The following is an 884-nucleotide window of genomic DNA, read 5'->3' as shown; positions in this document are numbered from 1 at the left end:
TTTCGTTTTATTCTTATTGCATCCCCATACTACAAGAAAACTACAAAAAATGAGTAGATTAAAAACTATCTTTTTCATACTTCTTTTTATTTTTATTGCGACAAAGATACAGATTTTCTTTTTATTTTCTGCAAAAATTAGCAATTTTCTTACTCCACCAATAGCAATTGGATATAAATCGTGCTGTTGGAACTTTGTCTTTAAAGATGTGACAGATAATTATAAGAAGACTTATCCTCACATTAAAAAGGTCGAGCTACAAGCCATTTGCGCAATAGAGGAATTGGAGCCGGACAAATAATTGATAGAAGTAAGGATTACATTTATATCTGAATAAATTGCAACATGAAGATATATGAAGTGGTGCGATTAAAATTATCGAAAAAAGCAACTGTGGAATAATATTTTTTAAGATAATAGTTTGCTCTAATCCAATATAAATCTGTATCTTTGCAAACAGATAAGCGTTCTGTAACACAAGAAACGGAAGAGACTGAGAAACAATGCATTGCATTTGTTTCCAGAATCTTACAAAAAAGGCTAAAAAGGAGCGGTACAACTTCATCGCTAACAGGCTGAGAATAAGCACATTACATTTGTTATTCATTTTCTCTGCACTTGTAAAAAGGGTAGTTGTACCGTTTAAAAGATAAAAGCTTAACTATCAGCAACATCCACATGTTGCATCGGAAAGTAACCCCCTGCTTTTTCCTAATTTTGATGAGACAAATAGGCAAACAAATAGGCAAACAAATAAGAATACGATATGATTTTGTCCACTATTTTCTGCGTATCGTTGGGTGACAGGGGTGACAGGCACCTCCACAAAAATAATGAAAACTCGTGTCACTGGTGTCACCCAATAAACTGGCTCCAATAAAGGA

At 33.5% G+C, this 884-nt stretch carries 1 protein-coding gene; it reads left to right on the top strand.

The window, feature by feature from the left end:
• A partial coding sequence (locus tag DW917_RS17860; protein ID WP_233524781.1) for a hypothetical protein occupies nt 1-301 on the top strand: 301 nt, incomplete at its 5' end.
• Nucleotides 302-884 lie beyond the last annotated feature (583 nt).

It is taken from the genome of Prevotella sp. AM42-24 (assembly GCF_003461825.1).
Classification (GTDB): Bacteria; Bacteroidota; Bacteroidia; order Bacteroidales; family Bacteroidaceae; genus Prevotella; species Prevotella hominis.
This window is presented reverse-complemented; position numbering and strand designations above follow the sequence as displayed.